Annotated in this window: 7 protein-coding genes and 5 tRNA genes; 6 read left to right on the top strand and 6 right to left on the bottom strand. The window is 73.9% G+C overall.

The genetic code is table 11. The features are described 5' to 3' along the window. From cobT to C3489_RS33015, 3 genes are all read left to right on the top strand, one after another. On the top strand, positions 1–1,962 hold a 1,962-nt coding region (cobT, locus tag C3489_RS33025; protein ID WP_258055058.1), incomplete at its 5' end, for a nicotinate-nucleotide--dimethylbenzimidazole phosphoribosyltransferase. Positions 1,963–2,105: 143 nt separating this feature from the next. Beyond that, positions 2,106–3,338: a uroporphyrinogen-III C-methyltransferase gene (cobA, locus tag C3489_RS33020; protein ID WP_103785801.1), complete on the top strand. Its 1,233-nt coding sequence runs from the start codon at positions 2,106–2,108 to the stop codon at positions 3,336–3,338. Positions 3,339–3,403: 65 nt separating this feature from the next. After that, positions 3,404–4,222 (top strand): RNA methyltransferase, encoded by an 819-nt coding sequence (locus tag C3489_RS33015; protein ID WP_103785800.1) that lies wholly within the window; start codon positions 3,404–3,406, stop codon positions 4,220–4,222. 310 nt (positions 4,223–4,532) lie between these two features. Here the strand turns inward: C3489_RS33015 and C3489_RS33010 are convergent, their stop codons facing one another. After that, entirely contained in the window at positions 4,533–5,981 is a 1,449-nt protein-coding gene (locus C3489_RS33010; RefSeq protein WP_181139937.1) for a serine/threonine-protein kinase, read from the bottom strand. 616 nt (positions 5,982–6,597) lie between these two features. Here C3489_RS33010 and C3489_RS33005 point away from each other — a divergent pair. From C3489_RS33005 to C3489_RS32995, 3 genes are all read left to right on the top strand, one after another. Next, entirely contained in the window at positions 6,598–6,762 is a 165-nt protein-coding gene (locus C3489_RS33005) for a hypothetical protein (RefSeq protein WP_103785798.1), read from the top strand. Positions 6,763–7,245: 483 nt separating this feature from the next. After that, on the top strand, positions 7,246–8,196 hold the full coding sequence (locus C3489_RS33000; protein WP_103785797.1) for a phosphotransferase family protein: 951 nt from the start codon (positions 7,246–7,248) through the stop codon (positions 8,194–8,196). Positions 8,197–8,276: 80 nt separating this feature from the next. Next, positions 8,277–8,570 carry a zf-TFIIB domain-containing protein gene (locus C3489_RS32995; RefSeq protein WP_103785796.1) on the top strand — a complete coding sequence of 98 codons (294 nt, stop codon included), beginning with the start codon at positions 8,277–8,279 and terminating at the stop codon, positions 8,568–8,570. A 48-nt stretch (positions 8,571–8,618) separates the two neighbouring features. Here C3489_RS32995 and C3489_RS32990 read toward each other — a convergent pair. The 5 genes from C3489_RS32990 to C3489_RS32970 all read right to left on the bottom strand — a co-directional run bounded on the left by C3489_RS32990 (position 8,619) and on the right by C3489_RS32970 (position 9,094). After that, positions 8,619–8,690, bottom strand: a tRNA-Val gene (locus tag C3489_RS32990). Positions 8,691–8,717: 27 nt separating this feature from the next. Further along, positions 8,718–8,789 (bottom strand) — tRNA-Val (locus C3489_RS32985). A gap of 47 nt (positions 8,790–8,836) precedes the next feature. Further along, positions 8,837–8,908 (bottom strand) — tRNA-Val (locus tag C3489_RS32980). Between the two features lies 1 nt (position 8,909). Then, positions 8,910–8,983, bottom strand: a tRNA-Cys gene (locus C3489_RS32975). Positions 8,984–9,021: 38 nt separating this feature from the next. Beyond that, positions 9,022–9,094: transfer RNA gene (locus C3489_RS32970), tRNA-Gly, on the bottom strand. Positions 9,095–9,199 lie beyond the last annotated feature (105 nt).

Raw genomic sequence — 9,199 nt, 5'->3', positions numbered from 1 at the left:
CCGAGGCCGGCGCCAGCCCGGCCACGGAGCCCGTGCCCGCGCACGGAGCCCCTCCCGGTCGCCCCGGTCCCGGCCCCCCGCGCCGCCGACGCCGACGCCGGTGTCGTACAGCACGCGGAGGACCTGCCGACCACGTCCGCCGAGCCGGAGCACCAGGAAGACCCGCAGGCCCAGCAGGCCCCGCAGGAAGAGAGCACGGCCGCCGTGGCAGAGGCAGCAGAGTCCACCGGCCCCGCGGCCCCCGGCTACGACGAGGCCGAGCGCGAGGCCGTCCTGAAGGTGATGCGCGAGCGGCGCGACATCCGCAACGGCTTCCGCAAGGACCCGATCCCGCACGAGGTGCTGCTGCGCGTCCTGGAGGCGGCCCACCACGCGCCGTCGGTCGGCCACTCCCAGCCCTGGGACTTCGTCGTCATCCGCTCCGCCGAGACCCGCCGCGCGATGCACGAGCTGGCGACGCGGCAGCGCGAGGCGTACGCCAAGTCCCTCCCCAAGGGCCGGGCCAAGCAGTTCAAGGAACTGAAGATCGAGGCCATCCTCGACACCCCGGTGAACATCGTCGTCACCGCCGACCCGACCCGCGGCGGCCGGCACACCCTCGGCCGGCACACCCAGCCGCAGATGGCGCCGTACTCCGCGGCGCTCGCGGTGGAGAACCTCTGGCTCGCCGCCCGCGCCGAGGGCCTCGGCGTCGGCTGGGTCAGCTTCTTCGACGAGCGGGAGATGGTCCGCGCCCTCGGCCTGCCCGAGCACCTGGAGGTCATCGCCTACCTGTGCGTCGGGTACGTCGACGAGTTCCCGGACGAGCCCGAGCTGATGCAGGCCGGCTGGTCCAAGCGCCGCCCGCTGTCCTGGGTCGTCCACGAGGAGACGTACGGCCGCCGCGCGCTGCCCGGTGAGGAGCCGCACGACCTGCTCGCCGAGACGGTCGCGCAGATCCGCCCGCTGGACGCCAAGGCGCTCGGCGAGGCCTGGGAGCGGCAGAAGCGGATGACCAAGCCGGCCGGCGCGCTCGGCATGCTGGAGATCATCTCCGCGCAGCTGTCCGGCCTGTCCCGGCAGTGCCCGCCCCCGATCCCGGAGCCCGCGGCCGTCGCCATCTTCGCCGGCGACCACGGTGTGCACGCCCAGGGCGTCACCCCGTGGCCGCAGGAGGTCACCGGCCAGATGGTGGCCAACTTCCTCGGTGGGGGAGCGGTCTGCAACGCCTTCGCCAACCAGGTCGGCGCCGAGGTCTGCGTCATCGACGTCGGTGTCGCCGCCGACCTTCCGGCCACGCCGGGCCTGTTGCCGCGCAAGGTCCGCGGCGGCACGTCCGACATGACCACCGGCCCCGCGATGACCCGCGAGGAGGTCAAGCAGGCCATCGAGGTCGGCATCGAGACCGCCCGCGACCTGGTGGCGGCCGGCAACAAGGCGCTGCTCACCGGCGAGATGGGCATCGCCAACACCACCGCCTCCGCCGCGTTGATCTCCGTCTACACCGGCGCCGACCCGGCCGAGGTCACCGGCCGCGGCACCGGCATCAACGACGAGACGCTGGCCCGCAAGACCGACGTGGTGCGCCGCGCCCTGGAGCTGCACCAGCCGGACCCCGCCGACCCGATCGGCGTGCTCGCGGCGATCGGCGGCTTCGAGCACGCGGCCATGGTCGGCCTGCTGCTCGGCGGTGCCTCGCTGCGCACTCCGGTGATCCTGGACGGCGTCAGCGCGGGCGCCGCGGCCCTCGTCGCCCGGGCCATCGCGCCCGAGGTGCTCGCCGCCTGCATCGCCGGTCACCGCAGCGCCGAGCCCGGCCATGTCGCCGCGCTCAACAAGCTGGGCCTGCGCCCGCTGGTCGACCTCGACCTGCGCCTCGGCGAGGGCACGGGCGCGCTGCTCGCGCTGCCGCTGGTGCAGTCCACGGCCCGGGCGATGCACGAGGTGGCCACGTTCGACTCGGCGGGCGTCACCGAGAAGTAGGCGCCCCGCGTGCGGGTGGTCCGGCGTTCACCTGCCGGACCACCCGTGCCGTATGCCCCGCCCACCGCATAAAATCCGCACGTCAGGGCCGCTCCGGAGTCGCAGCGCGCCCCACCGCACCGCTGCACGAGGAGCCGTCCCTCATGGCTGAACACCCCGCCTACCCCGTAGGACTCCGCCTCACCGGCCGTCGCGTGGTCGTCCTGGGCGGCGGTCAGGTCGCCCAGCGGCGCCTGCCCGCCCTCATCGCGGCCGGCGCGGACATCCACCTCGTGTCCCCGGAGGCGACCCCGTCGGTGGAGGCCATGGCCGACGCCGGCGAGATCACCTGGCACCGGCGCCCGTACCAGGACGGCGACCTCGCCGAGGCCTGGTACGCCCTGATCGCCACCAGTGACGCCGACGCCAACGCCGCCGCCTCCGCCGAGGCCGAGCGGCACCGCGTGTGGTGCGTGCGCTCCGACGACGCCGACGCCGCGACCGCCTGGACCCCGGCCACCGGCCACAGCGAGGGCGTCACCGTCGCCGTACTCACCACCAACGCGCGCGGTCGCGACCCGCGCCACACCGCCGCCATCCGCGACGCGGTCGTCGAGGGCCTGCGCGACGGCACCCTGGTGGCGCCGCACCACCGCACCCGCACCCCGGGTGTCGCCCTGGTCGGCGGTGGCCCCGGCGACCCGGACCTGATCACCGTGCGCGGCCGGCGTCTGCTGGCCGAGGCCGACGTGGTCATCGCCGACCGTCTCGGCCCGCGCGACCTGCTCGCCGAACTCCCGCCGCACGTCGAGGTGATCGACGCGGCGAAGATCCCCTACGGCCGTTTCATGGCCCAGGAGGCCATCAACAACGCGCTGATCGAGCACGCCAAGCAGGGCAAGTCCGTCGTCCGGCTCAAGGGCGGCGACCCGTACGTCTTCGGCCGGGGCATGGAGGAGCTGCAGGCGCTCGCCGAGGCGGGCATCCCCTGCACGGTCGTGCCCGGCATCTCCAGTTCCATCTCCGTGCCGGGCGCGGCCGGCATCCCGGTCACCCATCGCGGCGTCGCCCACGAGTTCACCGTCGTCAGCGGTCATGTGGCCCCCGACGACGAGCGCTCCCTGGTCGACTGGCCGTCGCTGGCCAAGCTGACCGGCACGCTCGTGGTCCTGATGGGCGTCGACAAGATCGGGAAGATCGCCGAGACGCTCGTCGCCCACGGCAAGTCCCCGGACACCCCCGTCGCCCTCGTCCAGGAGGGCACCACGGCCGCGCAGCGCCGCGTGGACGCCACGCTGGCCACGGTCGCGGAGAGGGTCCGCACCGAGGACGTGAAGCCCCCGGCGGTCATCGTCATCGGCGAGGTCGTCACGGTCGGCCCGGCGACCATGCCGTAACCCGAGGTAACTCTCCTTCGCCCGCGCCGTTGGCACCGCACGCACGACAAGGCAGTATCACCCCTGTGGCCGATCTCATCACCGTTGACGACCCTGACGACCCGCGCCTGAGCGACTACACGGGCCTGACCGACGTAGAGCTGCGCCGCAGACGCGAACCGGCCGAGGGGCTGTTCATCGCCGAGGGCGAGAAGGTCATCCGGCGGGCCAAGGAAGCGGGCTACGAGATGCGCTCCATGCTGCTCTCGGCCAAGTGGATCGACGTGATGCGGGACGTCATCGACGAGCTCCCGGCGCCCGTGTACGCGGTCAGCCCGGAGCTCGCCGAACGGGTCACCGGCTACCACGTCCACCGCGGCGCCCTCGCGTCCATGCAGCGCAAGCCGCTGCCCACGGCCGAGGAGCTGCTGGGGCACGCCCGCCGTGTCGCGGTCATGGAGTCGGTCAACGACCACACCAACATCGGCGCGATCTTCCGCTCCGCCGCGGCCCTCGGCATGGACGCGGTGCTGCTCTCCCCGGACTGCGCCGACCCGCTCTACCGGCGCAGCGTGAAGGTGTCGATGGGCGCGGTCTTCTCCGTTCCGTACGCCCGCCTGGAGACCTGGCCCCGGGGCCTGGACTCGGTGCGCGAGGCCGGCTTCACGCTGCTCGCCCTCACCCCGGACGAGAAGGCCAAGACCCTCGACGAGGCCGCCCCGCACACGATGGACCGGGTCGCCCTGATGCTCGGCGCGGAGGGCGACGGCCTGACCACCCAGGCCCTGGTCGCCGCCGACGAATGGGTCCGCATCCCGATGGCCCACGGCGTGGACTCCCTCAACGTGGGCGCGGCGGCCGCGGTCGCGTTCTACGCGGTGGCGACGGGTCGCCCGCGGGTCTGAGGCGGGGCCGCTTGCGCGGTCTGCGGCTGTTGGGCGGGGGGGCTTGCTTGCTCCACGGCTCTGGGGCGGGGGCGCTCGCTTGGTCCGCGGCTTTGCGGCCGGGGGTGCTTGCTTGCTTCACGTTCTGTGCCATGGGTTGCTCGGCTGGTCCGCGGCTGTGAGGCGGGGGCGCTCGCTCCGACCGAGGCTCTGTGCCAGGGGGCATTCGCTCGGTCCGCGGCTCTGAGGCGGGGCGCTTGCTCGGTCTGCGGGACGCTGTTTCCAGCGGCTGTATTGCCTGGCCCGCAGCGCCGAATCGGGAGGCGCTCGCTCAGTCCCGGCTCATGGTCGAGTCGTACCGCTGGGACATCAGCCCGTCCTCGTCCAGCGGTGTGAACTGCGGCCGCACGCTCTCGTGCGTCTGCCGTGCGCCTCCGTCGCCGCCGAGCCCCTGGGCCGGGCCCTCGCAGCCCTGGACCAGGGCGATGCCCAGGGCCACCAGCAGCGTCACCACCACGAACACGGTCAGCCGCTGCCGCAGCAGCCGGGGATTGGCCGGACGCAACCGGGTCCCCGTGGTACGCGGCGCCGGACGCCCCGAGCCGCCGCGCGGCGCGGGCCGGCTGCCGCTGCCCGGCCGCCGGCCGTCGCGCGAGGCCGGTGTCTGCCGGCCGGCCGACCGGGCGCCGGAGCCGCCCCGCGACACCGGGCCGGCACCGCGCGAGGCCGCGCCACCGCCCCGGGAGGGGCTGTCACCGCGTGCGGGCGTCCCGCCCCGGGCCGAGCCGGCCCGTGACCCGGCGCTCCCGCGCGGCAGGGGAGTGCCGGGGCTGCTCGCGGGTCCCTGCGGCCGCCGCTGGGCCTGCTCCGAGTACAGCGTGTCGGCCAGCCGCCCCGTGGGCCGGTCCGCCTCGGCGGCGCGCGGCGCGGGCGGCCGCACATCGGCCAGGCCCTGCGCCTCGCGGGCCGCGATCTCCTTCAGCCGCAGCGACAGCTCCAGCGTGCTGGGCCGCTCCTCGGGATCCTTGGCCAGACACGTGCGCACCAGCGGCGCCAGCGCGTCCGGTACGCCGTGCAGCTGCGGCTCCTCGTGCACCACCCGGTACAGCATCACCTCGGAACTGCCGTGCCCGAACGGCGAGTCACCGGTGCACGCGTAGGCCAGGGTCGCCCCCAGCGAGAAGACGTCCGTGGCCGGGGTGACCGCCGCGCCGCGCACCTGCTCCGGCGCCAGGAAGCCGGGGGAGCCGACGGCCGTACCGACGTGCGTCAGCGTCGAGGCCCCCGTGGCCCAGGCGATGCCGAAGTCGATGATCCGCGGACCCTTGGGGGAGAGCAGGATGTTGGACGGCTTCAGGTCCCGGTGCACCACGCCGGCCTCGTGCACGGCGACCAGCCCCTCCGACAGGGCGGCCCCGACCGCCGCGACGTCGGCCGCGCCCAGCGGCCCCTCGTCGGCGACCTTGTCGTGCAGCGACGGCCCGGGCACGTACTGTGTGGCGAACCACGGACGCTCGGCCTCCAGATCGGCGGCGACCAGCCGGGCCGTACAGCCGCCGCGGATGCGCCGCGCGGCCGAGACCTCGCGCGCGAACCGTGAACGGAACTCCTGGTCCTCGGCCAGATCGGGCCGGATCACCTTCAGCGCGACCCGCTGCCCCTTCTTGTCGGAGCCGAGATAGACCACGCCCATCCCGCCCGCGCCGAGCCGTCGGTGAAGCCTGAACGAGCCGACGACGCGCGGGTCCTCGCGCCTCAGGCGCATCATCGCCATGTTCATCCCCGCTGCCCGGTCCGTGTGACGTGGCACAGCTTACGTTTCCACGGCCGCTTGCGCGCAGAGGCCGCGCCCTCTCGTTCCGAACCGTCGCCGGTCGCCCGCGCGTCAGTTGAGGAGCGGTCAGAAACCGACCGGGCGCCGCACGTCGCACTCACCCCCTACGCCAACCCGCAGCCGCGGCAGGCCTGTTGATCACGGGCCGGTCGACCGCCCCTGGTCGGTGGCCCTCCGCGATCACCGCCCACGCACGCACGGGACGGTGGCGGCCGAGGCGGTCCGCCGGACGGCGACAGCGGTCCGGCCCGGGGCGGACGAAGTGAGCGAAGTCACCCGGCCGGACCCGAGCCGCCGGGGGTCGCAACACCGAACAAACCCGCAGGAACTGGATGCCTCCTCCGGGAAGACCCCTACTCCCGGGTCCGCGTCTCCACCCAGGGGAGTACTTCTGAAGCGGCGGCTCATCCTCCGGGAGGCCCGGCAATCGGTACGAGGGCATGACGTCCCGGGCCCGCCGCCCGCCTAGATTTGAGGTCAAGCGGCGGGTGCAGCACTCGTCCCCCGAGGTCAAGCCACTCGCCGCTGCCAACGACAACAGAGCACGGTCAGGAGAGGGACCATGGCCCACACGGCACCGCGGACGCTGCGTCGAACGGGCCGCCGCCACCCCCTGGTGGCGACGCTGATGGCCCTCCCCCTGGCGGTCCTGCTCCTGGTCGTCTTCGACGGCTGGGAGACAGTGGCCACACAGGCGTCGTCCGTGGGTGTGATGCTGGGGCGCTGAGCGGCGACCCCAGGCCCGGAAGAGCGGTCCGGGCGGGGACATCCATCCATGAAACCCCGTGGGGACGGGGGTGCGGCGGACGGCAAAAAATGCCGGCGCAGCTGGGGAGCTGCGCCGGCATTGCTCTTCCCCGCCGGCACCCGTCTCCTTCCCCACGCAGCCGCGTCGGCAGCCGCGGCGCTCGCCCTCACCCGCCGGCCCGCGGGCAGCCGCGGTGCTCAGCCATGTCCGTCAGCCCGCGGGCAGTCGTGCCGCAGGGCGGCACGGGTGGGCGCGGACGGTGCCCCGCCGGGCCGCGCGCCCGACCCCCGCCGGCGCGAGCCGACGGCCAGTCCGTCGCAGGGGGATGCGCAGCCCACCCCCGGGCCTGCGCCAGCCCACGGCCACTCCCGCCGCGAAGGGCCGCGCACCCAACCCCCGGCCCGCGCCCGCCGGGGGCACCTCGCACCCCGCCCCCAATCCCCTCGTCGTACCCTCACCCCCATGCCCCTCCTCGCCGACCTCATCCTCAAGGTCAGACAAAGGGCCCACCCCACCGACCCGACCTGCTCAGCCTGCGCGGCAACCACGCTGGCCGACCGGCCCGACGCCACCGTCGTCCGGCACGCCGGCACCGTCGCCAAGGCGCACGCCCCGCAGACCGACCCGGCCGCCCTCGGCCCCCGCCTCGCCACCGCCGCACGGCTGCCCGACGTCCTCCTGGCCCCGCTGACCGAGAGCCCGGTCACCCTGCACGGCCGTCTCGTGACCTTCTGGCCGTACGGCACCCCCGTGGACCCCGACGACCCGGACGCCGCCCCCTGGGAGGCCGCCGCCGCCCTCCTCGCCCGCCTCCACCGCAGCCCCGCCCCGGCCGGTCTGCCGAGCATGCGCGGCCCGGCCAAGGCGGCGGACGCCGTCCGGCGTCTGCGCACCGCCCTCGAAGGCGCCCCCGCCACGCTCACCAACCACGCCCGCCCCGTCCTGCGCGCCTGGGCCGCCCTGCCCGCGTGGGCCCGCGCCGAGGCGCCCTGGCCCGACGGCCCCCTAACCCTCTGCCACGGCGATCTGCACCTCGGCCAGCTGGTCCGCCATCCCGCCCCGGACGGCGCCTGGCGGCTCATCGACGTCGACGACCTCGGCGTCGGCACAGCCGCCTGGGACCTGGCCCGCCCCGCCGCCTGGTACGCCTGCGGGCTGCTGTCCCCGCAGGAGTTCTCCCGCTTCCTGGCCGCCTACCGCGAGGCCGGCGGCCCGGCGGTCCCCGCGACCGGCGACCCCTGGCCCGCCCTCGACGTCCCGGCGCGCGCCCTGACCGTGCAGACCGCTGCCCGGGCGCTCACCAAGGCCCTCGCCGCGCGGCGCCCCCTGGACGAGGTGGAGCAGGCCGTCGTGGACGCCTGCGCCCGCATGGCCGGTGCCCCGCCGCAGCCGGCGGCGCAGGTCACACCGTAGGGTGCAACCGATCGCGCCCGGGCAGAGTCTGTCCTGGCGATACGCGAAGCAGGACCGACCGGCGAGGAGTTGAGCCGACCATGCAGTGTCCGAAGTGCCATGCGCCGATGCACACGTACAACCGCAACGGCGTCCAGATCGAGCAGTGCAGCGGCTGCCGGGGGATCTTCCTGGACTACGGCGAGCTGGAGGCCCTGACCCGCCTGGAGTCGCAGTGGTCCCAGCCGGCTCCGCCCCCGCAGGCGCCGCAGGCCTACCCGGCGCCGCCCGCTCCCGCCTGGGGCGCCCCGCAGCACGGCGGCCACGGCGGTCACTACGGCCACGGCAGTCACCACCGTCACAAGAGCTTCGGCCACATGCTGTTCTCCAGCTGACAGACACGAAGAAGCCCCCGGTCACAGGACCGGGGGCTTCATCAGGTGTGGACGATACTGGGATTGAACCAGTGACCTCTTCCGTGTCAGGGAAGCGCTCTCCCGCTGAGCTAATCGTCCTCGCTGTGACCCGAGAGTCACAGAGCGTGCGCGATACTGGGATTGAACCAGTGACCTCTTCCGTGTCAGGGAAGCGCTCTCCCGCTGAGCTAATCGCGCGGGGTGCGGATCTTCGAGAAGATCCTCGGATCTCCGGGGAGATCCAGTGGACGATACTGGGATTGAACCAGTGACCTCTTCCGTGTCAGGGAAGCGCTCTCCCGCTGAGCTAATCGTCCTTGGAGGTGGAGACGGGATTTGAACCCGTGTAGACGGCTTTGCAGGCCGTTGCCTCGCCTCTCGGCCACTCCACCAGGAGTGTAGGGGATCGGGATGACCCCTTCTTCCTTCGAGCGGACGACGAGGCTCGAACTCGCGACCTCAACCTTGGCAAGGTTGCGCTCTACCAACTGAGCTACGTCCGCTTGTCGTTTCGGTCCGCTTCCGCGTCCCGGCGACGTGTTGAACTCTAGCGGATTCCTGGGCCAGTACAAAAACGCGTTTGCGCAGCGTGCTGCGCCGCAGCCCCG

This window comes from Streptomyces sp. Ru71, from assembly GCF_002920535.1.
In the GTDB taxonomy this organism is placed as follows: Bacteria; Actinomycetota; Actinomycetes; order Streptomycetales; family Streptomycetaceae; genus Streptomyces.
The sequence above is the reverse complement of the archived record's forward strand: the minus strand, read 5'-3'. Positions and strand labels throughout refer to the sequence as shown.